The following is a 24,525-nucleotide window of genomic DNA, read 5'->3' on the forward strand; positions in this document are numbered from 1 at the left end:
CCGACGGTGCTGCCGCGCGGGTCCGGACTCACGGCTGCCGACCCGCAAGTCGGGGGAGTGCGACCACGCGGAAGCGTCCGAACGGGTCCCGCGCGAAGGGGGCGCCCGCCGCGGTCATCCACGGATGCCGCGAGCGCCGGCGCCAGCGCGCCAGGTCGCGGTCCCAGTCGCGCTTGCCCATGTAGCCGGAGACGATCCGCTTCTCGGCCATCTGCGCCTCGCTCCGCACCCAGCTCAGGTGCAGGATCGCGTCGGCCGGGCGGATCACCGCATGCACCCGGGCGTCGTACGGGTGCGCCGGATCCGTGTTCCTCGGGGCGACATCGACTCGGTAGGCATGGGGTGATGCCGGCTGACGCGCCGCTGCGAGCGTCGTGCCCGCTCGAACCGCAACAGGCCCGGGGTAGGCGGCCTGCGCCGTCCAGAATCGCCCGCAATGCTCGAGGAACCGGCCGCTCGCCGTGCGGGCGTAGATGTCGCGAAGCGGGTAGTCGAGGGCGTCCGCGGCACGCCGCTCCGCGATGGCCAGATGCCGGAGCAACGTCGCGCCGGATGCAACGACCTCGTCGGTGTCGAGCTGCACCACCCAGTCGGCGCCCTCCGACGCCGCGTCCAGAGCGGCTTGGCGCTGCTCCGTCTCCCCGCGCACGACCGGTCGTTCGGGGTCCGCATACTCCCCGGGCGCCAGGACCGTCTTCCCGTCGGGATCCGCAGCCCGGATCCGCCGGAGCGACTCCTCGACGGAGAGCGGGTGGCCGGCCCAGGATCGATGGTGCCGGTCGAACGAGACCACGATGCGGTCGACCATGCCGTAGTACGACGCGATGCTCTCGCCCGCCCACGCCGGGTCGCCCGCCAGCACATACGCGTGCACCCTCATCGCAGGATGGGCCCCTTCGTGCGACGGAGCCGCGATGCCGCTCCCACACTCGCGATGACGCCGGAGGCCGTGCCGACGAGGTCGATGCTCGCCCGGCGGACGCCACCGACGGCTCCGCGTGCCTTCGATCGCAGCCCCTGTCGCTTCGGATCGCGAACGGATCGCAACCCCCTGACCACGTCGCGACCGGCGCGCGTGACCATGCCGCCGAGATAGCGGCGAAGATGCGGATCGTCGAACCCGAGCGTCGTCGCGAGCAGCACCACGTGATTGCGCGCGCCGTAATAGCGGTATCTCGTGTCGAAGCGGCGTCCGCGTGCATAGGTGCCCGCCACATGACGGACCACGGCAGTCGGGGTGTACACGATCTTCATGCCGGCCCGACGCATCCGGAGGGCGATGTCCGTCTCCTCGCGGAGGCAGGTGCCGGGATAGAAGTCGCGGATGCCGCCGAGTTCCCGAACAGCGCTCATACGGACCGACATGTTGGCGCCGAGGAGATGGTCGACCTCCACATCCCGGCCCGGGTCGGCCGCGAAGTACCCGGTGAGACGGCCGTCGGGCAGGAGCAGTCCGATCTCGCCGATCCCCTCGCGCTCCTCCCCCGGCCGGTCGTTGAGGGCTCGCCCGCCGACAGCCGCGACGCGCTCGTCCGCGTACGGCAGGAGCAGCCGCTCGAGCCACCGCGGCTCGGCGTACGCGTCATCGTCGATGAACGCGACGACGTCTTCGTGGACGTCGGAGACGCCGATCCCGCGCGACGTCGCGGTCGTTCCGATGCCCCGGTCGTTGCGTCGGTATTCGACCCCCGGGAAGGCCGCCACCACCTCCCGAGTCTGGTCGTCCGGCGAGGCGTCCACGACGATGACGCGCACCGGCGCGACCGTCTGACGCGCGAGGTGCTCGAGGCATTCGCGCACGTGGTCGGGGCGGCGGTACGTGGCGATCACGACACTCGCAGTCGGCTGCGTCATCGCTCCCCCTCTCGTGCGGATGCGCCGTTCGACTCCATTGCCCAGCCTCCCAAAGTTCCGGATCCGGTGTCCCGATCGGTCACGGCGATCAGTTGAGCTCGCCGAGTTCGACCAGCCGGGCGAACTCCGCGTTCTGCGCCCGCACCTCCTCGAACGTGCCCTGCGCGTCGATCTGCCCCTCGGAGAGGAAGATGAGCCTGTCGGCGTGCCGGACCGTGGAGAGCCGGTGGGCCACGATCAGGATCGTCAGGCTGCCCTGCAGCCCGGCGAGCGTCGATGCGATCTCGTGCTCGGTCAGGTTGTCGAGGGCTGAGGTGGCCTCGTCGAGCACGAGCACGCTCGGCCGGCGGTACAGCGCTCGTGCCAGGCCGATCCGCTGGCGCTGACCGCCGGAGAGCCGGACGCCGCGTTCGCCGACCACGGTGTCGAGTCCCTGGGGAAGGTCGGCGACCAGCGCGTCGAGCTGCGCCATCGTGATGACCTCGCGCACCCGCGCACGATCGACCCCGTCGGCCGGGACGCCGAACGCGATGTTCGCGGTCAACGTGTCGTTGAGCAGGAACACGTCCTGCGGAACGACGCCGAGTTCGCCGTACCACGCCGCCAGGTCGTCCTGGATCGCCCGTCCGCCGACCTCGACGGCGCCGTCGGTCGGGGTGAGCAGGCCGAGGACGAGGTCGAGGAGGGTGCTCTTGCCGGCGCCGCTCGATCCCACGAAGGCGATCGTCGTGTTGTGCGGGATCCTCAGCGAGACATTCCGCAGCACCAGCTGCTCGGAGTCGGCGTACCGGAAGCTCACGTCGCGCAGTTCGATGTCGCCCTCGAAACGCACGAGGCTGCGTGGCCGCTCCTCGTGGATGCCGCCCGCGTCCAGTTCGTCGATCGCATCGGAGACGATGTCGAGTCCTGCTCGGCCGGTGCGGATCGTGGCGAGGCTCCCCGAGATGCGGTTGAGCGTCGGCAGGGCCCGGAGGGATGCCGCCGCGAACACGCCGAGCACCGTGATGGCCTCCGACGGCGACACCGTCGTGAAGAGGATCGCCGAGATGCCGAGGATCGCGAAGACGAACCCGATCTCGAGCAGGTACCGGGGCGCATCCGCCAGGATTCCCATCTCACGGGAGGCCCGTGCCCGACGGAGCCGCGCGTCGCGGAACCCGTCGATGAAGGCATTCGAGCTGCCCGTGAGCCTCGCTTCCCGGAATCCGTCGAGTCCGGGGAGGAGGAACTGCCAGGCCGCGAGGCCCGTGGCCGCGATCTCCTCGCCGATGCGGTACTGCCGTCGGCGCAGGCCCATCTGCACGCCGAAGACGAGGAGGGAGAACAGCGCCACCGCGAAGATCGTCACCGTGGGCGACGCGATCGCGAGCACGATGCTGATGGCGATGAGGACCAGGGCGTCGGAGGCGATGCTGACGAGACCGAGCAGCACGCTCGACGACTGGTTCGTGGCGTCGTTGATGTTGCGGTAGATCTCGCTCATCCGCCTGGCCCGATGATCGGCGTACGGCGCGAGTGCGTACCGCCGCGCGAGCTCCGCCGACGAGAGCGCCGAGACTCGCGTGGTGCGGCCCAGCAGCCACCACCGGAACGCGAGCGCGCCGAGGCTCTTGACGATGAACACGAGCGCGACGAAGGCCGCCACCACGGGGATCAGGACGGATCGATCGGTCGTGCCGACCACGTCGGAGACCCAGGCGAGCACCCCGCTGTCGGTGTTGCCGCCGGTCGCCAGCTGCGTGAGCGGTACCATCGCTGCGACGCCGAGCGTGTCGAGTGCCGCGAGCACCACGGATGCCGCGACGGTGCCGGCGATCCATCGCTTCGGGTCGACGTGGGCCATCCGCAGCATGAGCCGCAACTGAGGGATCAGGCGCCTGCCATCCCCAGCTCGTGCCATCGTGGTCCTCCACCCAGTCCGCCCGGTGCCTCGAGTGGGCGGGCCTCCCGGAATCATAACTGCGGGACGGGGAGCGCCGACGCCGAGGCGGCAGGGCGGTGGCGTCAGCCCTCGCCGGCGACGAGCAGCCGCCGCCGCACGAGGTCGTCGACGAACGACTCGACGTGGGCGCGGATCGACTGCGGCTCCGCACCGGTCGCGGTCGCGATGCGCTCCACGAGCGTGCCGGCCGGGCCTTCGCAGGCTTCGATCCAGATCAGCCCCGCGATGCCGTCGAGGATCGCGATGGGCCCGTCGGGAAGGATCGCCGCATACAGCACGTCCTCGTGCTCGAGGACGCCGACCCACTCCCCCGGCCGATACCCACCCATCAGCGCACCACTCTCCGGGGGCCCACCCGCCGGATCGCCGAGCGAACCGCCTCGACGACCGCGAAGACGGGTCGGCGCAGGAACTCGACCACGATGTCGCCGCGCGTCGGCGTGCGCCCGAGACGATGCGCGAGGTGATCGACGTTCACGAGCGGGGCGCGCATCACGATGCGGAGCGCGGCCCGTGTGTCCGGCGCGGCGCGAATACGCGCCCACCACTCCGCCGCGCGCGAACCGCCCCCGGAGACGACCTTCCAGAGCCGGTACTCCCGATCGTTCCGGTATCGCTCCAATCCGCCCGCGGCGGCTGCGAAGGCCACGTCGGCGTGGAGCCGGCCGACCAGCTGGAGCATCTCGTCCCGTCGAGCGTCGTCGGCGTCGTGCCACACGGTCACGACGTCGACGCGGGCGCCTTTCGCCGAGCGTGCCGCGTTGAGCACGAGCAGCACCGCCTGTGCGGTGACGCTCGGGACGTCGCATCCGACCCCCGCGATCTCGATGCGGTGCCGATCGGCCCAGAACACGTCGAACGCGCCGTCGGGATCGAGCCGGATTCCCGGGAAGTACCGGTGGATGTCGATGTAGCCCCATGCCGGGTGCAGGTACGTCTGCGCGTGGCCGAACGGCGATCCGTGCTCGAACGTGCTGTAGAGCTGCCAGCCGTGCGCGCGGAGCGCGCGGTCGAGCACGACGACACCCGACGGTCGCACCAGCACGTCGACATCGCTTCCCGAGTAGGCGCCGGGGCGGAGCGACGGATCGACCGACGCGCCCTTGATGTGCAGGAGGTCGACGCCGACCTGGTCGGCCACGCGCTGCACCGCCGCGTGCCCGAATCGCAGGCGCACCGGAAGCGGCACGCTCACCTGGGATTCGTCCACGCCTGCTTCCCCCACCTCACCTGACACTGTAGCGACGCCGGAGGTGCGTGAGGACGTGCCCCGTCAGAGGTTCGCCGTGAGGTACGCCAGGGCCCGCGAGCGCTCGGCATCCAGCACCCGGTTCACCGAGGCCCAATCCGGAGCGAAGACCCGCTCATCGACGGCGGTGGAGGACGCCGAGGTGAGGTGGTGCTCGAGCCCGAAGATCCCGAGGAGCGTGTCGAAGCGGCTCGCGCCACGGCTCGCGTTGGCGTAGACGACGAACGGGCGGTTGAAGAGGATCGAGAACACGCAGCCGTGGAAGGAGTCGGTCGCGACGAAGTCCGCCGACGCGAAGCACGCGAGCCACTGCTCGATCGACGGCAGGTCGTAGGCGGACCGGTTCTGCGCGTACTCGCGATACGACGGCGACGGCCCACCCGTCGGAAGCAGTTCGAGCGACGGCACCCCCAGGCGCTCGGCGAGCTCGCGCTCGGTTCGTTCGAGGTGGTCGTTCGCGTCGAGTCGGTAGACGAGGAGGCGCCCGGTGGCGGGGGCCGGCGCAACCCCGGCGCGCGCGGCGAGCTGCCGGTAGTGATCGGCCGGCAGCAGCATCGTGGGGTCGACATGCTGCTCGGCATGGACGCCGAACTCGTCGCGGCAGATGCGCACTCCCGCGGCCTCCCGGACCGAGACGGCGTCGAACTTCCGGATGAGTTCGGCGACCCGCGCCCGGTCGCCGTCACGGTACTCCGCGATGTCGTCGACGCCGAACGATGCGGCGAACGACATCCGACGAGGCCGGTCTCCGTCGAGGTCGTCGACCACGTCGAGGAACTGCGCCGGGAGATCCGCATAGGACGCTCGCCACACCTGGTCGCTGCCGACCACGAACGTGCGGAACCGACGCGCCAGCAGGGCCCTGCCGCGGCGAGTGTACGCGCGCTCGACGAACGACCCACCCGTGATGTGCCGTGCGATGAAGGCGCGCTGGGACGCGGTCGCCTCCCGCGCAGAGCGCCAGCGCCAGTCGAACCGAGCCGGCAGCGACATCCGGATGCCCCTGCGGACGTCCCACAGGCGCCGCCGCAGCCGCCGCTGGAGGGGGAGCGGCTTCGAGGTGTCCGTCACCGGCAGGCAACCTAGGTCGCGCACGACCCGCTGCAGGGCGTACGCCTGCAGGATGCCGCCGTAGTTCGAGTGGAGCGGCAGCGTCTTGATCAGTACCCGGCGTGACACGGGATGACGCTATCAGGGGTGTGGACCGCCCGGAGATGCGACGGAGGACGGCATGACGCACGGAATCGAGCAGGTCGTGCAACGCGGGATGTGCGTCGGCTGCGGCGCGTGCGCGGTCCGCACCTCGGGGGCCATTCCGGTGACCATCGGGCGCTTCGGCGTCTACGAGGCTCGCCTCGACGGCGTCGATCCGGCGGTCGTGCGCGACGCCAGCCGGGTCTGCCCCTTCTCCGACGACGCACGCAACGAGGACGACCTCGCACGGGAACTGTTCCCGGGCCTGCCGACCGACGACCGGATCGGCGCCCACCTCGATGTCTTCGCCGGACGGCGGACATCGGAGAACGAGCTCGTCGCCAGCAGTTCCGGCGGGCTGACGTCCCTCATGCTGACCGAACTGCTCCGCGGGGGCGTCGTGGACGGCGTGCTCCATGTCGGACGTTCGGCGTCGGGAGACCAGCTCTTCACGTACGAGATCTCCACGACGAGCGAGGACGTCGAACGGTCGCGGAAGTCGATGTACTCGGCCACGACGCTGGCCGACGTCGTCGCCGAGATCCGGGGTGACGGAAGGACGTACGCGGTCGTCGGCCTGCCGTGCTTCATCAAGGCGCTCCGGCTCCTCGCCCACGAGATGCCCGGACTGGGCGAGCAGCTGCGCGTGTACGTCGGCCTGGTGTGCGGCCACCTGAAGAGCTCCTTCTTCGCCGAGTCGCTCGCGTGGCAGGCAGGCGTGCCGCCGCACGAACTCGGGCGCATCGACTTCCGGGTGAAGAACCCGGAACGCTCGTCGGGCGATTACGACTACGAGGTCGCAGCACGCGATGGAGCCGAGCCGCGCGTTCGACGCACGAGTTCGACCATCGACGGCCCGTGGGAGTACGGCGCGTTCCAGCCCGAGGCCTGCAACTTCTGCGACGACGTCTTCGCCGAGAGCGCCGACGTGGTGTTCGCGGACGCGTGGTTGCCGCAGTACAAGGCCGACTGGCGCGGCATGAACGCGGTGGTCGTGCGAGACGAGCGCCTGCGTGAACTGTTGCTCGCGGCCCGACGACGCGGTGAGATCCACCTCGAGGCGCTCTCGGTCGATGAAGCGGCCCGTTCCCAGGCCGGTGGCCTCCGTCACCGGCGCACGGGGCTGGCAGTGCGACTCGCCGACGACATGCGGCGGGGTCTCAGCGTGCCGACGAAGCGCGTGGCCCCCGACCTGCGCGTCGTGACGAGGCGACGCGCCGCGGTCATCCGGCAGCGTCGCAGGATGTCGCAGCTCTCCCTCGAGACGTTCGCGATCGCGAGGCAAGCGGGAGACTTCGAGCTCTATGCGGCGCCGATGCGGCGCGCCATCCAGCGGTACCGGCTGTTCGAGGCGGCATCGCTCGGACTGCGCCCGTTCGCGCGTGCGCTGCGTCGGCGGATCCTTCCCGCCCGGCGCCGGCCGGCGGACCAGTGACGCGCTCCGCGGCACGCCCCCTCCGGAGCGATGAGAACGCCTAGGCCGGTCGCCCCGACGACCGCCACAGCGCGGCCGCCGCGAGCGACGTCCACCCGATGAAGACCGCGACGCCAGGGACCGACCCGCTCGGCTGCGGCATCCGCTCGCTCAACGCCCGGCGGAGCCGGCCTCGGTCACACCGACGTCGGTGCGGTGGAAGTTCTGGAAGGAACGCGACGCCGTGGGGCCGCGCTGGCCCTGGTAGCGGTTCGCGTACTCGGCGGAGCCGTAGGGGCGCTCGCTCGGCGACGACAGGCGGAAGAAGCACATCTGCCCGATCTTCATGCCGGGCCAGAGCTTGATCGGCAGGGTCGCGACGTTGCTCAGCTCGAGGGTCACGTGGCCCGTGAAGCCGGGGTCGATGAAGCCCGCGGTCGAGTGGGTGAGCAGGCCGAGCCGCCCGAGCGAGCTCTTGCCCTCGAGCCGCGCGGCGATGTCGTCGGGCAGCGTGACGGCCTCGTAGGTCGACGCGAGCACGAACTCGCCCGGGTGCAGGATGAACGCCTCGTCGGGCCGCACCTCGATGAGGTGGGTGAGCTCGGGCTGGTCCTCGGCGGGATCGATGAAGGGGTACTTGTGGTTGTCGAACAGCCGGAAGTAGCGGTCGAGGCGCACGTCGATCGACGACGGCTGGATCATCGCCGGATCGTAGGGCTCCAGCCCGATGCGCTGCTGGTCGAGTTCGGCCCTGATGTCGCGATCCGAGAGAAGCACGGTGCCAGCTTAGTGACGGCGCCGGGAGCGTGAAGGGGCCCGCGGGGTCAGCGGTGGTGCCGCAGCGCCTCCGTCGCCCCGGCCACCGCCCACCCGATGCCGACCGCGACATCCGCCACCAGGCCGTAGATTCGGTAGCCGTCGATCGCGTCGAACTGCTCCATGGAGAGCAGGAGCTGCAGCATCGTCGCTGCAAGCAGTACCGCCATGACGCCGAACACGACGCGGGTGAGCGGATGCAGCCGCCTGCCGGCGATCGCGATGAGGGCCAGCCCGGCCGCTTCGAGCGGGTTGAGCAGCGGGGGCACGGTCGCGAGGATCACGAGGTCGAACACCCCCGGCACGACGAGTGAGACGAGCAGGAGCACGTAGCCGAGCCGGGCGGCCCGGCCGAACGCCCTCCAGATGCCCGGCAGCAGCGCGAGGAGGCCGGCCGCGATGAGGACGCTCGACAGTCCCTCCATCATGGCGCCCCAGAACAACGGGTCGCGGCCGAGGAATCGCCGATCCAGGTTGAACGACGTGGGCCCGTGCAGCGACGTGAACAGCGGCCACAGCGCCGCCATGACGACCCCGCCCGCCACCACGAGCCACCACGGCCACCGCCTCGTCATGGCTCCCCCAACGCTCGGCCGGGTCGCCCGGCGCGGGTGTCGAGCACCGCAGCCCGCCTTGCTAAGCTGGGCTGGTCGCACCCGGGTTCTCAGGGCTCCGGATGCCGCACGCGGATGTAGTTCAATGGTAGAACTTCAGCTTCCCAAGCTGATAGCGCGGGTTCGATTCCCGTCATCCGCTCTTCGGAAATACCCTGACCAAGTGCATTTTCTACGGTCCCCAAGACGCCGCCACTCAGCCGTGAGTTCGGATTTCCTGAGGAACCCATTCAGGGCACCCCCGACAGACCACGTTCGGCCTTGTGATCAGGGATTCATCGCCGCCCGTGGCCGCGGTTTCGACTGCTAACCGCTCTCGTAGTCACAAATTCGGCCGTGGCCTCACCTCCGGGCGGCATCATGAGACACGAGCGTTGCTCCAGAAAGCGTCGAGGCGTGCCTTCCGCAGTTGCTCGACCTGCTCGGGCAAGCAGAACTCACGCACGAGAAGCGCAACAACGCCATCCGGGCGATCTGATCGGACACGGGGCAGAGCCGGGATCTCGGTGTCGACGTCATCGTCGTGACGGCGCCTGTTCGTCATACGGTCTCTGCCACGCACGAACTCTTGGTGGAGGTCAAAGCGACTCGACTGGGTGCGGTCCGCACTGAACGGTGCGAAACACGAATGTGAACAGGGCGAGCATGAACGCGGAGGAGCTCGGCAGCGCCCTAGAAGTATCCCGAGCCGTGTCCTTGTACTCGGGGGCAAAGGAAGCGCAGATCTCGGTCCCATAGGTGACCCAGGACGTGAAGTAGTAGACGACCACGACAGTCATCCAGCCGCCCTCGACATGCCGTATCAGGCGCGAGGCATTCTAGAGGCCGCCGTTCAGCACGTAGGGACCGAAGGCGGCGACGATGAGTCCGCCGACCACGATCACGCCGAGCCACTTGTTGACGGTGGCGCCGAGCTTGGCGCCCCGTCGGTTGAGCATCCACGCCAGGATGATCGCTGCGATCGCGATCAGGTGCGCAACGCCGAGGTCGTTGTTCAGCACGTGAACTGTGGATGTGGCATCGGGAAGGAACGAGGTCTGAAGGAGGAAGCCGAGTCCGACGGCAGTCACTGAAAGTGAGAGCGACCATCCCATCCAGTAGCCGAATGACGCGATCGCGCCAGCCGGAATGAAGTACTTGCGCCAGCCTTCGATGGCGTACCGGGCAACGCCGCCGGACTTTCTCGGGAACATCGCTGCGAGTTCCCCGAAGATGACGTTCTGCAGTACCGACACGATCGTCGCGACGACCCAGATCGCAATGGCGGTCCAAGCTCCGACTGCACCGATCAGGTACCCGTACGTCACGAAGACGCCGTTCGGGATCACCAGGGCGAGGGCGAAGCCGTCTTTCCAAGCCAGCGTCTTTCGAAGTGCTGGCCACCGTCTGTGGGCGGGTCGGCGTGAAGTTCAGTGGCGGACGACATATGAGTTCTCAGACAAGCCTGCGGTGAGGCGACCTCGACCAGCGCTCGCGCTGCCGTTAGCGCTCAGGCCGCGCTGGTCCCGAGAACTGGCCGGAGGCTTGTCCAGACCTGGACGAGCGCCGCGCGTAGCTCTTCGGGGTCGACTCCCGCCATGTACTGCAGGACCAGCCCATCGAGCGCGGCGAACGTCGAGCGGGCGAGCGCGTCGACGTCGCCGTCGACGCCGTAGTGGCGGAGGCTCTCGATGACGACCTCGTGGTACCGGGTGTACAGCTTGGCGACCGGCGCACGGAAGAGCTCGTTGCGCCGTGCCTCCAGGATCATCTCGTACTGGAATGCCTGCAGCTGAGGGCGACGTGAGACCGCGTCGAGCAGCGTGTCGGCGAAGACCTGTTCGGAGGCGAGGTCGAGCAGCCCGCTGCTCTCGATGGACTGCTCCACTGCCCACTCCAAGGCGGCCGCGAGCAGCGCCTCGCGGGTACCGAAATGGTGTGCGATCAGCGAGTTGTTGACGCCGGCACGGTCGGCGATGGCGCGGAAGGTCAGCCCGCGGAGACCACGCTCGGCGACCACGTCGACGGTCGTCGAGATCAGCAGGTCCCGCCCCTCGCCGTATGCCACCCTGCGCGCCACGGTGACCATGATACCCGCGCGAAATCGACTCTTGCGGAATAACTAAGCATTTGCTTAGATTACTCCGCGACGCAGTCCATGCGCCGCGATCTGTCAAGGAGGACACCGATGGCGACCGATCACTTCACGATTGCCGGCACGCTCGACCGCGCTGCCGCCGAGCCCTTCGAGGTCGGGACGGTCCAATGGATCCGTCGCCCAGGCGAAGGTGGCCGCGACGACCTGTCGGCGGGGTACTGGTTCATCTCGCCCGACGAGACGCCCGGGCCGCTGGAGGTGACGGGCCACGCCGACGAGACCGTCCACATCCTGGAGGGCCGCGTACGGATCGAACCCCGGAACGGCGATGCGCTCGAGCTGCGAGCCGGCGACTCCGCGTCGATCAACAAGGGCGTCACCGCCACCTGGACGGTGCTCGAGCCGACCGTCGAGTTCTTCGTCTACTCCTGAGCCGCGGTGATCGACATGAGCAACGACTTCGACGTCATCGTCATCGGCGCCGGCTTCGCCGGACTGACCGCAGCCCGCGAGCTCGCACACGCCGGCCGCCGGGTCGCCGTCCTGGAGGCGCGCGACCGCATCGGCGGACGCACCTGGCTCGCGGCCCGGATGGGCCTCGAACTCGAGCTCGGCGGGACCTGGGTGCACTGGACTCAACCGCATGTCTGGGCTGAACTCCACCGTTACGGCATCGGGCTGGCACCGAGCCCGGTGCCGCAGCATGCGTATTGGTGGGATGGCACCCGGGCGATGGCCGGCAACCCCGACGAGCTCCTGGAACGGCTCGACCGACCGAACGAGCTGCTCACCGCTCGCTCACGTGAGGTGTTCCCACAGCCCTTCGCGCCACTCGACTCCGAGCTGCTCTCGAGATTCGACGGCGTCTCGCTGCTGGACGAGATCAGCGTCCTCCCGATCTCCGCAGAGGAGCGTTCGCTCCTCGAGTCCTTCTGGACGCTCAACTTCAACGGACGGCTGGACGACGCCGCATTCACACAGGCACTGCGCTGGGTCGCCCTCACCAATGGAGACTGGAAGGTCAACTTCGAGGCCTGCGCGACCTACAAGGTTCAGGGGGGCACCCGACGACTCGCCGAGGCGATCCTCAACGACACCGACGCCGAGTTCCGTTTCAGCGCCGACGTCCGAGCCATCGCGCAGACGGGCGACCATGTTCAGGTCACCACTGCGGACGGTCGCCGGCTCACCGCCTCCGACGTCGTCCTCGCGATCCCCCTGCAAACGCTGCCCCGCATCGACTTCACGCCGGAGCTCCCCGAGGCTGCGAGCAAGGCCGCCGACCGAGGTCAGCTCGGACTCGGCACGAAGGTGTGGTTCACGATCGAGGGCGAGTACCCCGCGTTCGTCGCACTCGGCGCCGCCGACTGGCCACTCAACTTCTTCCAGTCCGAGTACGTGAAGGACGGGCGTACCTTCGTCATCGGGTTCGGGCCCGACGCGAACGCCATCGACCCGAACGATGCCGGAGCCGTCCAGGAGGTCCTCAACCGACTCGTCCCCGACGCGACCGTCGTCGACACCGCCGCGCACGACTGGGTCGGCGACGAGTTCGCCCAGGAGACGTGGCCGATGCACCGCACCGGCTATCTCACCGAATCCCTGCCCACCCTGCAGCGGCCGTTCGGCCGCGTGCTCCTCGCCGGATCCGACATCGCGAACGGCTGGGGCGGCTTCATCGACGGCGCGATCGAGAGCGGTATGACCGCCGCCCGCGTCATCCTGACCAGTCCCCAGGCCGTCGCGGCCTGACCCGCAGCACCACCCACCCCACGAGATCAAGGACGATCCCCATGTCTGTCAACGAAGCGACCCCGCTGCCCGCCGTCGCGGCGGAATCCCGCCCAGGGCACTCCACCGCACTGCGCGAAGGCGCCGTCGGCGTCCTCGGCATCCTCTTCTTCGTGCTGTCCGCGCAAGCGCCCCTTACCGGCATCGCCGGCGCACTCCCGCTCACGATCTTCCTCGGCAACGGTGCAGGCGCCCCCGGCGCGTACCTCGTCATCGGGGTCATCATCGTGATCTTCGCGATCGGCTTCATCGCGATGAGTCGCCGCGTCGACGCCAAGGGCGCGTTCTACGCCTACGTCACCGCCGGTCTCGGCCGTCGGACCGGCACCGGGTCCGCATGGCTGGCACTCGTCGCCTACGCCACGGTGCAAGCCGCCATGTACGGCCTCTACGGCGCCAGCGTGAGCGGCCTGTTCGCCGCGATCGGCCTCACGATACCGTGGTGGATCCCCGTGGTCGTCACGATCGCCGTCGTGCAACTGCTCGGCTCGCTGAACATCGAGCTCGGCGCGCGCGTCCTCGCCATACTGGTCGGCCTGGAGGTCGCGATCCTGCTCGCGTTCGCGTTCGGCACGCTCTTCACCGGCGGCGGCCCGAGCGGAAGCATCGACTTTGCGGCGAGCTTCTCGCCGGCCGCGATCATGTCCGGTGCGCCCGGTGTCGCCCTGATGTTCGCGGTGGCGTCCATGTTCGGCTTCGAGTCGACGGCGATCTACTCCGGCGAGGCAAAGGATCCCAAGCGCACGGTCGCCCGGGCCACCTACCTCTCCGTGGCGGTGATCTCGATCTTCTTCTCGTTCGTGTCCTGGATGTTCATCTCCTTCTACGGCGCGGATGACGCGGTGGCCGCCGCGGAAGAGGCCGTCACGTCGGGCGACTCGACCGGGTTCGTGTTCCAGGCACTCGAGGGCATCCTCGGCGGCTGGTCTGGTCTCGTGGCGAGCATCCTCCTCGTGACGTCGCTCTTCGCCGGCATCCTCGCCTTCCACAACGGCATCAACCGCTACCTCCACGCGCTCGGCAGCCAGCGCTCGCTGCCCACCCAGCTCGCGCGCACCAACCGCCACAAGGCTCCGCACGCAGCGGCCTGGGTTCAGTCGATCATCGCGCTGCTGCTCGTCGCACCGTTCGCCATCTTCAATCTCGACCCCATCCTCACGCTGTTCTCGTGGTTCAGCGGACTCGCCGTCGCCGCCCTGGTGGCCCTGTACGTGCTCTGCTCCGTCGCGGTCGTCGTCTACGCGATCCGTGAACGCGCGTCGGGCTTCTGGCAGATGAGGATCGCACCCGCCCTGGCCGCCGTGCTGCTGCTCGGCGTGCTCGCCCTGGTGATCTCGAACTTCACCTCGCTCATCGGCGGCGACATCGTGACCGCCGTGATCCTCCTGACCATCGTCCCGATCGCCTTCCTGATCGGGTTCATCACCGAACGACGCCCCGGAGAGCTGCTCGCCGCCGACTCTGGTCGCGAGTGACGTATGTGCTGCTTGTGGTCGCACCAGTGAGCGTGTTGGTGGCAGCGCCCATCTACCTGATGGCAAGTCATCGAATGCCGCGATGGGCGATACTTCTCCTCTTCCTCGTTCCAGCAGGCGTGACATACCGCTTGGGGGGACTTGCAGAGGCGACCCTGCCGAGGAACATCCAGGTCCCGGTCGTCATTTCCTGGTCCGCCCTATCGATCGCACTCTTCGCCGGTGCTCTCACGGTTCTGTACGACCGGCCTGGATCGCGATCGTTGCTTCTCGTGGCACTCCTCGTCTGCCTAGGTGCTGCGGGGTGGCTGTTGATGTTCTGGATGAGCGCGTCAGCACATCAGCCCTCGCCCTCGTAGGCACACTGGCCCCGTGGGCGACTGCTTCATGAGCAACGGTCTTGCAGATGAGCCACTCGCTAGCCTGCCAGCACGACGACCGAGTCCGGCCCCGCAGTCGTTTACTCGTTGACGTGATCGCGCCCGCTCGGGGATCCCTCAGCGACGATCGGTCAAGTGAGGGCGCGATCCGGTCGGTTCAACGGGCGGTACGCTGCCATCCACAGCTCCTCGCGTGCCCGATACGAGCTGACTGAGCGAGAGGGACTGAACGGCATGCCGACGACCGCCATGTTCTTCCTTGCGTTCTCGTGGTCGATGGCCGGGATGGGATCGCTCGCCATCCGCGCTTGGCTGGTCGAGCGTCTCAGGATCATCAACGGCGGCGTCGAATCCTCGCGCCTCCGGGTCGGCAAGCGCATCGCCGGTGTCCTCATCCTCTTCATGCTCGGTACTGCAGCGTTCTGGCTGATCATGGCGCTCGTCGGTCTCGCGACGAATGGTCCTTCATGATCGGTCTGATGCGCCGCTGGCTCGACTGGTCCGACACGTGGAACCCCTGGGGTCCGACCGGTGCCGTTGGCGCAACGTTCAATGTCTTCGCGGCTGGAGCACTGATCCTGATGTCCCTCGGGAACAGTCTGATGCCGTGGCCCGTCCACCTGGTCTTCTGGCTCGCGTTCGTCGGGCTTGCTGTCCGTGCGTGGTGGAACCTGATTCACTCGTGGCGGTATCCGACCTTTCCGGAGGAGTCGGAGGGCTGAGGCCAGCCGTAGTCCTCTGGCATCGCCAATCGGTTCTGGACGTCCGATAGCCGGTCCGCGTTCGCGTTGGAGATCGCCCCGCCCGCCGCGCTCTATCCGGCCGGTGGATGAATGTCCGGACAGCCCGTCCGATCAAGTGCCCGGTGAGCGGACCTCATCTGCGACTTCGGCCCGACCTGCCCCGAGTTCCTCGGGTAGCCAATTGATGTAATATGTAGTCACTTGATGCGGATGCGAGTCAGGGGGCGACCGTGGATCTGAGCCATCCCGAGTATGTGGTCCTCGGCGAGAACCGCGCCAGAATCCTGCATCGCCTTGCCGTGCTCGCTGAGCCTGCGTCGGGGCGGCGCATCCACGAACTCAGCGGGGTGCGAGCGCTTCGCAGCACGCAACGGATACTTGACGAGTTGGTCGCCTTGGGTCTGGTCGACATGCAGAAGGTCGGCCCTTCGAATGCATACACGCTGAACCGTGGCCACGTCCTCTGGGGTCCGATCGAGGAGATCCTGGCCACTCGCGCCGTTGTGCAATCCGCTGTCGAGGAGGCCGTCAGGGAGGTGACGGCCGGCGTCGTCGTCAGCGCCGCGATCTACGGGTCCATGGCACGCGGTGAGGCCGGGCCGGAATCTGACGTCGATGTCCTCGTCGTCTGGGAGGAGGCGACCGCCGTGGACCAGCGTGATGCGGTGCTCGAGGCGCTTGATGAACGGGTTCGTCGGCTGACCGGCAATCGAGTCCAGGTCTTGGCCGTCACGGGCGCGGAGCTCGCCCGCCTCGTCGAACACGAGGATCCACTCGTCGCCTCTATCCGAAGGGATGGTCAGATCGTGACCGGAGTCGAGATCCGAACCCTCCTCGCTGCGAACACGACGGTTCCTGGGCGCCCGGAGAGGGCGGCGGACGGACACGGGGAGGGGACCTGATGCCCCCGCGCACACGGAAGATGATCCGCACCGAGGTCCGCACCCGTGCCCAGCACGCCCACGCGTTCCTGACCGCTGCCGACCTCGTCATCGATCTTGGCCACGACGCCGGCATCGACGACCTCGGCAACACCATCGGCTCACTCGCGGTCCTCGCCGGGATCGCCGCTGGCGACGCGATCTGTGGCGCTGTCCTCGGTGAACGCGCCGCCGGACAGGATCACGGCGATGCAGTCGCGATGCTGCGCCGCACCGAACCGGGTAAGCGTCTTGCCCCGCACCTCGCGCGGCTGATCGACTCGAAGACCGAGACGCAGTACTCCCCGCTGCTACTCACCGAAGCACGCGCAGCAGACCTGCTCAAGGCCGCACGGCGACTCGTAGACGGGATGGACGACGTTCTCCGCACACTCAGCTGACCGAGACCACCGCTCTCGGATCTTGTGGTCACCTAATGGTCACAAAATCGAGATCACCTCGGCTCACTCGAGTTCACACTCCCCGTTGTTTCCGGGGCTGGTGAGCCCGAGTGAAGGCGAGTGAATCACTACTGGACAACTTCAGCTTTCCAAGCTGATAGCGCGGGTTCGATTCCCGTCATCCGCTCTTCGATAAAGCCCCGGTCAGGTTGCCTTGGCGCCACTGCTCCGACCCGCGCCGCGCCCGTCGGCGAGCCCCTGATCGAACGACTTGTCACCGCGCTCGACTGCAGCGCTGAGGCACGACCCCGGCGGGTCGACGTCGCCGTCGAGCGGCCGCCGTCGCGGGGCCCGAGGTCGCTCTTGTGCGCCCCCCGAACGGGGGTGAAACGTGAGGTTTGTACAGCATTCGCCGGGTGGGGGTCGGGTCTGCTAGTAAGGGGAGCCAAGTGTCCCAAAGCGATTGGATGAACCTGATGAGTCCCAGCGGCGACCAGCAGTCGGATGTGCTCGAGCAGAGCGACTACCAGGCCGTGGGGGGCGCGCCGGCGATCACCGCGGTGGTCGGCAGGTTCTACGAGCTGGTGGTGGCCGACGACCGGCTCGCGGGCTACTTCGAGGGCGTCGAGATGGTTCGGCTCAAGCGTCACCAGGTGGCGCTGGTCTCGCAGGTCATGGGCGGCCCGGTCGAGTACTCGGGGCGCGACCTGCGCGCGGCGCACGAGGGCATGGGCATCTCGGCCGACGATTTCGCCGTCGTCGTGGATCACCTGGTGACGGCGCTGACCGAGGCCGGCGTGCCGTCCGAGATCATCGGCCGGGTGGGCGCCGCGCTCGGCGGCACCGAGGCCGACATCGTCGAGGTGCCCTCGACGGGAGCCTGACTCGGTGAACACCACCGCTCTCAAGGAGACCTGGGCCGCGGCCGAATCCCTCGGCGACGAGGTTCCGCTCTACTTCTACTCGCACCTCTTCCTCACCCACCCCGAGCTGCGGAGCATGTTCCCGGTCTCGATGGCGACCCAGCGCGACCGACTCGTCGGCGCGCTGGGCCGCATCGTGTCGAGAGTCGATCAGCTCGACGAGGTCACCGCGTTCATCCAGCAGCTCGGCAGGGACCACCGGCGCTTCGAGGTGATCGCAGAGCACTACGACGCGGTCGGTGTCTCACTGCTCGCCACGCTGAAGCACTTCCTCGGCGAGGGCTGGACCGAGGAGCTCGCGGCCGATTGGGCTGCGGCGTACGGAGTGATCGCCACCGTCATGGTGCAGGCCGCCGAGGAGTCCGAGCGGACGAGCCCGGCGTCGTGGGCGGGGCAGGTGCTCGCGATCGAACGGCGAAGCCTCGACATCGCGGTCATCCAGGTCCGGCCCGACCCGGCGCTGCCCTTCGAGCCGGGCCAGGCGATGGCGGTCGAGTCTCCGTTGCGGCCGCGTCTCTGGCGCTACCTCAGCCCGGCGAACGCGCCGCGTTCCGACGGCACGCTCGAGTTCCACGTGCAGCTGGTCCCCGGCGGGCTCTGGAGCGGCGCGATGGTGCGTCTGCTCTCCGTCGGAGAGACGCTCCGTCTGGGCGCCCCGATCGGGCAGGAACTCACCCTCGGCCAGCACGAGCGCGAACGCGACCTGCTCATGGTCGCGGGCGGCGCCGGCCTGGCACCGCTCCGCGCGCATCTGGAGCGCATCGACCAGCACTGGCAGTCGACCGGCACCGCCCCCACGGTGCATCTGTTCCACGGGGCACGCGTGCCCTGGAACCTCTACGAGGGCAAGCTGCTCCGCGACCTCGCCTCGCGCCCGTGGTTCACCTACACCCCGGTGATCTCCGGGGACCCGAGCTTCCCGGGTCGCAAGGGCCTCGTCGGTGACGTCGCCGCCGCCGACGCCGCCCGGCCCGGTCTGCTCGCGCTCGTGTGCGGTTCGCCCGACATGGTGCGGCACACGGTGTCGCGTCTGCGCGACGCCGGCATGCCGTCGACCGACATCCGCTTCGAGCAGTTCGCCACGCTCGACGAAGACAGCCACGCACAGCATCACCACACACAGAACCCGCAGCCGGCCCCGGCTGCCGTAGAGCGAGTGGGGACCCGCGTATGACGACCGTTCGGCCCGACGACGACAGCCTGCCCGTAGCTCCGCCCGCGGTGGAGCATGAGGGGGCCCTTGCCGGCGCGGTGAGCCGCCTCCCCGAGGTGAGCGACGTGACCTTCGCCATCAGGCACATCGGCGGCGGGTACGACCGGGCCGAAGTCGATGCGTTCCTGGATGAGCTGTCCGCGACCGTGAGCGAGGTACGTGCCGCCCTCGACAGCGGCCGCCAGGAGCTGGCGAGCCTGCGCGCCGAGAACGCCAGGCTCCGCGCGGCCAGCGGCGCGGACCTCGAGCAGGAGATCGCCGCCGGAGCCGTCGGCTTGCTCTCGCAGGCGCAGCTGATCGCCGACCGGGCGGTGGCCGACGCCGAGCAGTACGCACGCGAGATGGTGCTGGCCGCGCGAGAGCAGTACCGCGAGGTGCTCGAGCGCGCCGAGCGCAGCGCAGGACACGTGGCAGCGGCGCTGGCGACCACGCCCGAGGCTCCGAGCCTTCCCGAGATCGAGTACGTGCGCACGTACGCCAAGGTGGCCCAGATCCAGCTGCGGTCGGTGCTCGACGCCCTGACCGAGCAGGTCGATCGGCTCGGCAACCTGCCCCAGCAGGACGCTGAACCCGCCGAGTCCCCGGCTCCGCCCGAGCCCGTCGAGGAGCCGGTCGGCGAGCCTGACTGGGCACGGCCGACCGCCGCGCGCAGGTCCTACGTCGAGCCCGACACGTTCACGATGCCGGCATCGTTCTCCGACTCGGATTCGACCTCCGAGCCGGATTCGACCGCGACGGGCGCTGACGCGTTCCCCGAGTCGCGAGCGGCAACTCGCCACTGAGTCGTCGGCGGGTCATCGAGACGCCGACGGCCCGTCATCCCTCCTGGGGCATCTCGGACGCTTCCGATCCCCCACGGGCATCCCCCGGTGAGGGAAGCGTCACCACGCCGGCAGCCCCGTCGACAGTGACCTCGGCGCCCGTCGCGACGACCTCGGTCGCGCGCGGCACCCCCACGACTGCCGGGATGCCGTACTCGCGCGCGACGACGGCCCCGTGGCTGTTGGCACCGCCCATCTCCATCACGAGACCGCCGGCGGTGAGGAACAGCGGAGTCCATCCCGGGTCGGTGGACGGTGCCACCAGGATCTCGCCCGGCTCCAGGCGGGCGCCGACCGGGTCGAGGACGACGCGCGCCGGTGCCGTGACGGTCCCGGCCGACGCGGGCGTCCCTCGAAGCGCTCCCGGCTGGATCGTCGCCGACACCGAGCCGACGGCCTCGGGTTCCGTGCCGTCGGACAGCAGGAGCCTCGGCACGTGCCGACGGCGCAGCTCGGCGTCGTACCGGTCCCGTCGTTCGTCGATCGCGGTGCGCAGGTCGTCTCCCGCGGCGGCACGCTTCGTCTCGTCGAAGTCGAGGAAGAAGACGTCCTCGGGCTCCGCGATCCGGCCGGATGCCGCCAGCTCGCGCCCGATCTGGAGCATCACCACGCGCGCCCGGCCCATCGCGGTCACGATGAGGAACTTCGGCATCTCGCGCATCCCGACCAGCGCCCGAGCCCGGCGCAGGCAGAACCGAACGGCGGCGGCACGAAGGAGCCCTCGGCGGCGGGCGCGGCGGACCAGCGTGCGCACCATGGCCGTGGCGTCGCGCGCGCCGTCCGCGAAGTGCCGATCGGGCGTTTCCGCGTCCGCCTCCAGGCGGAGGTACCCGGAGAGCACGCCGAACAGGTGCGCGGGGTCTTCGGCCCACCGCGGCATCCCGAGATCGATCTCGGCGACGGCGCGGTGACCGTATCGGCTCAGGAATTCGGCCACGCCGAGTTGCAGCACCTCGGGCAGGGTGCCGGCGCGGTAGCCGTCCGCGAGGTCGCGCGCGGTCTCCGTGCCCAGCGCCGACACGGAGGCGGCGTCGCCCCGCGCGCGCACGGCGAAGCGCCACAATTCGAGGTTCATCTCGGTGGTCACGTTGTCGGGCGCGCTGCGGAGCACGGTCTGCAGGTCGCCCGGCCGGGTCGAGCCGCGCAGCAGGCGCCCGGCGAGCCCGAGCATGGCGAAGCCGACCGCCGCGCCCGGGATGCTGCGTGGTGCGAGCGGCATCGCGCGGAAGAGCAGCTCGACGACGGCGTCGACCCGGCTCGGGATGTCGCCGCCCGCCCGAAAGTCGCCCCTGCGGACCTCATCCGCGAGCCGCCGCACCCGGCGCTGCGCGGCTGCCGGGCTGACGAGCGCCTGCCCGACGAGGAACGGCAACCGGACCCGGGCGGCGAGGTGCAGCGCGGGCCGGACGAAGCGGCGCCGTGACCCCGGCCGCACGGAGAACCGCGAGTCGGTGAACAGTCCGCGGAGCACGACGGCGGAGCGCGCCTCCATCACGTCGAGGACCCTCGGCATGATCTCGCGGCCCACGGCCGATCGCACGATCGGCGTCGCGTCCAGGAAGATCCGGCCGCCGGCGAACGCGAACCCGTCGGGCCCGCCGGGGATGCGCTTCGGTCGACGGCCGATGAGGTCCAGGAATCCCGAGCCGATCACCCGGAAGACCGCGATGCCCATCGGCGTGATCGGACGGTGCAGGCCCTGGGCGAGGGTGATGCAGAAGTAGACGCGCGTGTCGTCGGCGGGCAGCGGCGCGCTGCGCGCCGGGACCGGATACAGCGTGGTGATCGGCCGGGTCTGCGTCAGCCACAGGCGCCCGTCGGGGTCGATGGCCCATTCGATGTCCTGCGGACTGCCGAACGCGCGCTCCACTCGGTCGCCGAGCGACGCCAGCGCTCGCACCTGCGCGTCCGTCACACTGGGAGCCCGATCGCCGGCCGGGCCGCCCTGCCGCCGGTCGAGGATCCGCCCCGTCACGGTGTCCACGACGAAGTGGTCGGGATCCACGGCGCCGGACACCACCGCCTCGCCGAGGCCCCGCGCGGCGTCGAGCACGGCCTGGCGGCGCCGGCCCGTCACCGGATCGGCCGTGAACAGCACGCCGGCCGACGCGGCATCCACCATGCGCTGCACGACCACGGCCAGCGCGAGCCCGGAACCGTCGATGCCCTGCGCGGCGCGATAGGCGACCGCCCGGTCGGTCCAGAGCGACGCCCAGCAGCGATGCACCGCGTCGAGCACCGCGTCGATGCCGGCGACGTCGAGGTAGGTGTCCTGCTGGCCCGCGAAGCTCGCGCCGGGCAGGTCCTCCGCGGTGGCCGACGACCGCACCGCGACCAGCCCCTCGGCACCGGAATCCAGACGAGCGTAGGCGTCTCGCACCGCGTCGGCCACCGCTTCCGGGAACGGAGCACCGAGCACGGTCGCGCGCGCGGCCGACGCATCCATGCCCGTTCCCGACTCGACGGCAGTACCGCGCACGGCCCGTCGGTACGCCTCCGTGGTGACGCAGAAGCCGGGTGGCACGTCGAAGCCAGCACGGATCAGCTCGCCGAGATTCGCGGCCTTGCCGCCGACCGCAGCGACCCGGTCGGCCGACACGTCCGCGAGATCGAGGACGAGGGCGTCGTCGCCGTCGCCAGGGGTTGCTCGACTGGGTGCGACCATCTGCCGTCCTTCACACCAGGCACGTGCACAGCTGTGGTTTCACGGTCCCACCCCGCGGAGCCGGCCGCAAGGCCCGCACGCGACGCCGCCGATCCGCCCGAGGGCCGGCTCGAGGTGCACAGCCCGGGGGCCGGCCCGAGGGGCCGGCACCGCTGACCGTCGCTGGCACCTCCATGCGATTGCTGCCACACTGTCGTCCGCCACCATGTGCGCTGAGCGATGCCCGGCTGTGCGTCCGGATGCGCAGCGGGGGTCACCGGAAGGGCTGGACCACATGTCGAGAATCGGTTGCGGATCATGAGCCGGCGGTACGGCGCCGGACTGGTCCCGATCCTGGGGTGGATCCGTTCGTACGACCGACGCTGGCTGCGCGGCGACCTCATCGCCGGCGTGACGGTCGCGGCGCTGATCGTGCCGAAGAACCTGGGGTATGCCGGCATCGCCGGAGTCCCGCTGCAGAACGGACTCTATGCCGCCGCGGCGGGCGCCATCCTCTACGGGATCTTCGGTACCAGCCGTCAGATCTCGATGGGACCGAGCTCGGGTCTGGCCGCCGTGGCCGCCAGCGCGGTGCTCGTCACAGGCCTCACCGACCAAGGGGACGTCGCGTCGTTCGTGGCGGGCATCACCCTGGCCTCGGGGGTCCTCTTCCTGATCCTCTTCGTGCTCAGGATGGGCTGGATCGCGCGGTTCCTCTCTCGTGCCGTCGTCACCGGGTTCCTGTTCGGGGCGGCCATCGACGTCGTCATCTCCGAGCTCCCGAAGCTCACCGGCACCACGGCCGAGGGCACCAATTCGTTCCAGGAGCTGTGGTCGTGGTTCGGGACGCTCGGGGAGCGGCACCAGGCGACCGTGATCGTCGGCGTCGTGTCGCTCGTCGTCGTCTTCGGGGTCCGGCGCATCGCGCCTCGGGTGCCCGGCGCGCTGGTGCTGGTCGTCGGCGGGCTGCTCGCCTCCTGGCTGCTGGATCTCGGTGAGCGCGGCGTGGCTCTCGTCGGGGACGTGCCGCGGGGCCTGCCGTCGTTCGTGGTTCCCGACGTCGGCCTGATGTGGGAGAACGCCGGGACCGTGGCGATCGCGGCGATCGCGCTGGTCCTGATCGGCTTCTCGCAGACCGCGGGCGACGCCCGGACCTTCGCGGCCAGGCACCGCTACCAGGTCGACATCGATCAGGAGTCAGTCGCCCAGGGGCTGGCGAACGCCGGCGCCGGGTTGTTCCAGGGCATGCCGGTCTCGACCAGCCTGTCGGCGAGCTCGCTCAACGACCACTCCGGCGCCCGCACCGGACTGGCGTCGCTCACGTCCGGAGCCACGGTGCTGCTGACCCTCTTGGTCCTGGCCCCGCTGTTCTCCTCCCTGCCCAAGCCGGTGCTGGCTGCCCTCATCATCGAGGCCGTGGTCATGGGCATGATCGACATTCCCGAGATGCGTCGCCTCGCCCGCGTTCAGCCGTTCGACTTCTGGGTGGCGATCGCCGCGATCGTCGGCACCCTGGCCTTCGGAGTACTGGCGGGCGTCGTGATCGGCATCGGCCTGTCACTCCTCTGGCTCATCGGAGTCGCCACCCATCCCTACATCGCGACGCTCGCGCGAAAGCCCGGCACGCAGGTCTTCCGGGACGTGAGCGAGTATCCGGGTGATGAACGGATCCCCGGCGTCGTCGTGATCCGAATGGACGGGGGCCTGTTCTTCGCCACCTCCGATGCACTCGAAGACCGGCTCCGCGGGATCATCCATTCGACCCCGGACCTGACCGGTGTCGTGTTGGACTGTGCGGGCATCAACTTCATCGATTCCCAGGGCTCGGCGAAGATGAACGACGTCGTCAGCCTCGCACGGGACTCCGGGGTCACCCTTCGCCTCGCCCGGTTGAAGGCGGCCGTCAGGGCCACGCTCGCGCGAGACGGCGTCCTCGAGCGCATCGGCGCCGGCAATATCCACGGCAACGTCGACACAGCGGTGCAGGCGCAACTCGAGACGTCGGCTCCGCCCTCGAGCGGCAGTCGATCCGAGGACGACTGAGCCCACCGCCG

General features: G+C 69.5%; 23 protein-coding genes and 2 tRNA genes. 14 read left to right on the plus strand and 11 right to left on the minus strand.

Annotated features, from left to right (window positions below; translation table 11 throughout):
* Positions 1–28: 28 nt before the first annotated feature.
* From EDM22_RS19500 to EDM22_RS08245, 6 genes are all read right to left on the minus strand, one after another.
* The gene (locus tag EDM22_RS19500) at positions 29–880 is read right to left on the minus strand and encodes a hypothetical protein (RefSeq protein ID WP_170964064.1); all 852 of its coding nucleotides are present in this window, start codon (positions 878–880) and stop codon (positions 29–31) included.
* Positions 877–1,854 (minus strand): glycosyltransferase family 2 protein, encoded by a 978-nt coding sequence (locus EDM22_RS08225; RefSeq protein ID WP_122936584.1) that lies wholly within the window; start codon positions 1,852–1,854, stop codon positions 877–879. The genes EDM22_RS19500 and EDM22_RS08225 overlap by 4 nt, the downstream gene beginning before the upstream one ends.
* An 88-nt stretch (positions 1,855–1,942) precedes the next feature.
* On the minus strand, positions 1,943–3,754 hold the full coding sequence (locus EDM22_RS08230) for an ABC transporter ATP-binding protein (RefSeq protein ID WP_170964065.1): 1,812 nt from the start codon (positions 3,752–3,754) through the stop codon (positions 1,943–1,945).
* Between the two features lie 104 nt (positions 3,755–3,858).
* Positions 3,859–4,125: a PqqD family protein gene (locus EDM22_RS08235; protein WP_122936586.1), complete on the minus strand. Its 267-nt coding sequence runs from the start codon at positions 4,123–4,125 to the stop codon at positions 3,859–3,861.
* A complete protein-coding gene (locus EDM22_RS08240) occupies positions 4,125–5,006 on the minus strand; it encodes a nucleotidyltransferase family protein (RefSeq protein WP_170964066.1) in 882 nt (293 codons plus the stop codon). Before EDM22_RS08240 ends, EDM22_RS08235 begins: the two co-directional genes overlap by 1 nt.
* A gap of 63 nt (positions 5,007–5,069) precedes the next feature.
* Positions 5,070–6,224, minus strand: coding sequence for a polysaccharide pyruvyl transferase family protein (locus EDM22_RS08245; RefSeq protein ID WP_122936588.1), 1,155 nt, complete (start codon positions 6,222–6,224; stop codon positions 5,070–5,072).
* Between the two features lie 52 nt (positions 6,225–6,276).
* Between EDM22_RS08245 and EDM22_RS08250 the strand changes: the two genes are divergently transcribed.
* The gene (locus tag EDM22_RS08250) at positions 6,277–7,674 is read left to right on the plus strand and encodes a Coenzyme F420 hydrogenase/dehydrogenase, beta subunit C-terminal domain (protein ID WP_122936589.1); all 1,398 of its coding nucleotides are present in this window, start codon (positions 6,277–6,279) and stop codon (positions 7,672–7,674) included.
* A 150-nt stretch (positions 7,675–7,824) separates the two neighbouring features.
* Here EDM22_RS08250 and dcd read toward each other — a convergent pair whose 3' ends face one another.
* Both dcd and EDM22_RS08260 read right to left on the minus strand, forming a co-directional pair.
* On the minus strand, positions 7,825–8,430 hold the full coding sequence (gene dcd / locus EDM22_RS08255) for a dCTP deaminase (RefSeq protein ID WP_122936590.1): 606 nt from the start codon (positions 8,428–8,430) through the stop codon (positions 7,825–7,827).
* Positions 8,431–8,477: 47 nt separating this feature from the next.
* Entirely contained in the window at positions 8,478–9,044 is a 567-nt protein-coding gene (locus EDM22_RS08260) for a hypothetical protein (protein WP_122936591.1), read from the minus strand.
* Positions 9,045–9,154: 110 nt separating this feature from the next.
* Here EDM22_RS08260 and EDM22_RS08265 point away from each other — a divergent pair.
* Positions 9,155–9,225: transfer RNA gene (locus EDM22_RS08265), tRNA-Gly, on the plus strand.
* A 676-nt stretch (positions 9,226–9,901) separates the two neighbouring features.
* Here the strand turns inward: EDM22_RS08265 and EDM22_RS08275 are convergent.
* Positions 9,902–10,411 carry an amino acid permease gene (locus EDM22_RS08275; protein WP_170964067.1) on the minus strand — a complete coding sequence of 170 codons (510 nt, stop codon included), beginning with the start codon at positions 10,409–10,411 and terminating at the stop codon, positions 9,902–9,904.
* A 161-nt stretch (positions 10,412–10,572) separates the two neighbouring features.
* Complete coding sequence (locus EDM22_RS08280) at positions 10,573–11,151, minus strand: TetR/AcrR family transcriptional regulator (protein ID WP_122936594.1); 579 nt, start codon at positions 11,149–11,151, stop codon at positions 10,573–10,575.
* 99 nt (positions 11,152–11,250) lie between these two features.
* Between EDM22_RS08280 and EDM22_RS08285 the strand changes: the two genes are divergently transcribed.
* From EDM22_RS08285 to EDM22_RS08330, 11 genes are all read left to right on the plus strand, one after another.
* Positions 11,251–11,592: a cupin domain-containing protein gene (locus EDM22_RS08285; protein WP_122936595.1), complete on the plus strand. Its 342-nt coding sequence runs from the start codon at positions 11,251–11,253 to the stop codon at positions 11,590–11,592.
* 15 nt (positions 11,593–11,607) lie between these two features.
* On the plus strand, positions 11,608–12,912 hold the full coding sequence (locus EDM22_RS08290; protein ID WP_122936639.1) for a flavin monoamine oxidase family protein: 1,305 nt from the start codon (positions 11,608–11,610) through the stop codon (positions 12,910–12,912).
* A 41-nt stretch (positions 12,913–12,953) separates the two neighbouring features.
* Positions 12,954–14,426: an APC family permease gene (locus EDM22_RS08295; RefSeq protein ID WP_122936596.1), complete on the plus strand. Its 1,473-nt coding sequence runs from the start codon at positions 12,954–12,956 to the stop codon at positions 14,424–14,426.
* Positions 14,427–15,040: 614 nt separating this feature from the next.
* Positions 15,041–15,277, plus strand: a complete 237-nt coding sequence (locus EDM22_RS08300) for a hypothetical protein (RefSeq protein WP_122936597.1) — start codon at positions 15,041–15,043, stop codon at positions 15,275–15,277.
* Positions 15,274–15,528 (plus strand): hypothetical protein, encoded by a 255-nt coding sequence (locus EDM22_RS08305; protein ID WP_122936598.1) that lies wholly within the window; start codon positions 15,274–15,276, stop codon positions 15,526–15,528. The genes EDM22_RS08300 and EDM22_RS08305 overlap by 4 nt, the downstream gene beginning before the upstream one ends.
* 251 nt (positions 15,529–15,779) lie before the next feature.
* Entirely contained in the window at positions 15,780–16,451 is a 672-nt protein-coding gene (locus EDM22_RS08310; protein WP_122936599.1) for a nucleotidyltransferase family protein, read from the plus strand.
* A 20-nt stretch (positions 16,452–16,471) separates the two neighbouring features.
* Complete coding sequence (locus EDM22_RS08315) at positions 16,472–16,870, plus strand: hypothetical protein (protein WP_122936600.1); 399 nt, start codon at positions 16,472–16,474, stop codon at positions 16,868–16,870.
* A gap of 116 nt (positions 16,871–16,986) precedes the next feature.
* Positions 16,987–17,057 (plus strand) — tRNA-Gly (locus tag EDM22_RS19505).
* A gap of 289 nt (positions 17,058–17,346) precedes the next feature.
* The gene (locus EDM22_RS08320) at positions 17,347–17,754 is read left to right on the plus strand and encodes a group I truncated hemoglobin (RefSeq protein WP_122936601.1); all 408 of its coding nucleotides are present in this window, start codon (positions 17,347–17,349) and stop codon (positions 17,752–17,754) included.
* Positions 17,755–17,758: 4 nt separating this feature from the next.
* Positions 17,759–18,967, plus strand: coding sequence for a globin domain-containing protein (locus tag EDM22_RS08325; protein ID WP_122936602.1), 1,209 nt, complete (start codon positions 17,759–17,761; stop codon positions 18,965–18,967).
* 104 nt (positions 18,968–19,071) lie between these two features.
* Positions 19,072–19,788: a DivIVA domain-containing protein gene (locus EDM22_RS08330; protein WP_170964068.1), complete on the plus strand. Its 717-nt coding sequence runs from the start codon at positions 19,072–19,074 to the stop codon at positions 19,786–19,788.
* Positions 19,789–19,822: 34 nt separating this feature from the next.
* On the opposite strand, the gene EDM22_RS08335 is transcribed toward EDM22_RS08330, so the two are convergent.
* On the minus strand, positions 19,823–22,492 hold the full coding sequence (locus tag EDM22_RS08335; protein ID WP_122936604.1) for a PEP/pyruvate-binding domain-containing protein: 2,670 nt from the start codon (positions 22,490–22,492) through the stop codon (positions 19,823–19,825).
* A 297-nt stretch (positions 22,493–22,789) separates the two neighbouring features.
* Between EDM22_RS08335 and EDM22_RS08340 the strand changes: the two genes are divergently transcribed.
* On the plus strand, positions 22,790–24,514 hold the full coding sequence (locus EDM22_RS08340; RefSeq protein WP_122936605.1) for a SulP family inorganic anion transporter: 1,725 nt from the start codon (positions 22,790–22,792) through the stop codon (positions 24,512–24,514).
* The last annotated feature ends 11 nt before the right edge of the window (positions 24,515–24,525 follow it).

Source organism: Agromyces tardus (assembly GCF_003710805.1).
GTDB classification, from domain to species: Bacteria; Actinomycetota; Actinomycetes; order Actinomycetales; family Microbacteriaceae; genus Agromyces; species Agromyces tardus.

Coding starts and splice junctions, on each gene's coding strand:
- EDM22_RS19500 (WP_170964064.1), bottom strand. CDS start 880: ATGAGGGTGCACGCGTATGTGCTGGCGGGCGACCCGGCGTGGGCGGGC.
- EDM22_RS08225 (WP_122936584.1), bottom strand. CDS start 1,854: ATGACGCAGCCGACTGCGAGTGTCGTGATCGCCACGTACCGCCGCCCC.
- EDM22_RS08230 (WP_170964065.1), bottom strand. CDS start 3,754: ATGGCACGAGCTGGGGATGGCAGGCGCCTGATCCCTCAGTTGCGGCTC.
- EDM22_RS08235 (WP_122936586.1), bottom strand. CDS start 4,125: ATGGGTGGGTATCGGCCGGGGGAGTGGGTCGGCGTCCTCGAGCACGAG.
- EDM22_RS08250 (WP_122936589.1), top strand. CDS start 6,277: ATGACGCACGGAATCGAGCAGGTCGTGCAACGCGGGATGTGCGTCGGC.
- EDM22_RS08260 (WP_122936591.1), bottom strand. CDS start 9,044: ATGACGAGGCGGTGGCCGTGGTGGCTCGTGGTGGCGGGCGGGGTCGTC.
- EDM22_RS08280 (WP_122936594.1), bottom strand. CDS start 11,151: ATGGTCACCGTGGCGCGCAGGGTGGCATACGGCGAGGGGCGGGACCTG.
- EDM22_RS08285 (WP_122936595.1), top strand. CDS start 11,251: ATGGCGACCGATCACTTCACGATTGCCGGCACGCTCGACCGCGCTGCC.
- EDM22_RS08290 (WP_122936639.1), top strand. CDS start 11,608: ATGAGCAACGACTTCGACGTCATCGTCATCGGCGCCGGCTTCGCCGGA.
- EDM22_RS08295 (WP_122936596.1), top strand. CDS start 12,954: ATGTCTGTCAACGAAGCGACCCCGCTGCCCGCCGTCGCGGCGGAATCC.
- EDM22_RS08300 (WP_122936597.1), top strand. CDS start 15,041: ATGCCGACGACCGCCATGTTCTTCCTTGCGTTCTCGTGGTCGATGGCC.
- EDM22_RS08305 (WP_122936598.1), top strand. CDS start 15,274: ATGATCGGTCTGATGCGCCGCTGGCTCGACTGGTCCGACACGTGGAAC.
- EDM22_RS08315 (WP_122936600.1), top strand. CDS start 16,472: ATGATCCGCACCGAGGTCCGCACCCGTGCCCAGCACGCCCACGCGTTC.
- EDM22_RS08320 (WP_122936601.1), top strand. CDS start 17,347: ATGAGTCCCAGCGGCGACCAGCAGTCGGATGTGCTCGAGCAGAGCGAC.
- EDM22_RS08335 (WP_122936604.1), bottom strand. CDS start 22,492: ATGGTCGCACCCAGTCGAGCAACCCCTGGCGACGGCGACGACGCCCTC.
- EDM22_RS08340 (WP_122936605.1), top strand. CDS start 22,790: ATGAGCCGGCGGTACGGCGCCGGACTGGTCCCGATCCTGGGGTGGATC.